1 protein-coding gene is annotated in these 774 nt (G+C 24.7%); it reads right to left on the bottom strand.

Features of this window, described 5'->3' with window-relative positions; all coding sequences use genetic code 11:
• Positions 1 to 50 precede the first annotated feature (50 nt).
• Positions 51 to 774 (bottom strand): hypothetical protein (locus ABGF48_RS08440; protein ID WP_408105897.1); only part of this gene is annotated, 724 nt, incomplete at its 5' end.

Raw genomic sequence — 774 nt, 5'->3', positions numbered from 1 at the left:
TTAAATTTTTAATTTAGTTTTAATTATACTTATTAAATAAATTAATTTTATTAAACTCTCTGCTTCCTTTTATCAGCTATCACACTTCCAATCATCATAAATATTACACTCCATAAAGTCAAAACAAATATACTTGTCACAAAATTTCCACCAATTATCACATTCCTTACCATAACTGAATTATCCGCCACTTTGTTTGCAAATAAATAGCTAAATGGGCTATATAATTTTATGATATTTACATTTAATAAATTTGTTAAAATCACACCTACTAATATAAATCCTGAAGTCATTGCAATAAGTAGATTTTTACTCTTTGTATATATTGAAAATAGCGTTGCTATTGATGATATTAAAAAGCCTTGTAATATCATTACAATAAATGTCTTTATTAGATACTGCCAAATTGGCATTGTAGATATTGTTTTTAGTGCTTCTTCTTCATTTATGCTATTAAAGTTTTTAACATATGTTAAATAATGAATTACCGGTTGTTTTATTTCTCCAAATCCTTCTGTAATTACACCATTTAATATTGCAAATACAAATATCAAAAAACAAAATATTGATAATATATATGTCTGTGAAAATACTTTTGTAATATTGTACTTAAATCTATTTACAGGTTGTGTATATATCATGTTAAGCTGATTACCATTTTCTTTTTCTGATACATAACCATGAAGTATCATAAACATGATTACACCCAAAAAAATTATATCTAAGTCTTGATATCTTAACATTCTGTATGCGGTGTAAATACCAGAGTTTGTT

The sequence above is a fragment of the Helcococcus bovis genome (assembly GCF_046035835.1).
GTDB lineage: Bacteria > Bacillota > Clostridia > Tissierellales > Peptoniphilaceae > Helcococcus > Helcococcus bovis.
The sequence above is the reverse complement of the archived record's forward strand: the minus strand, read 5'-3'. Positions and strand labels throughout refer to the sequence as shown.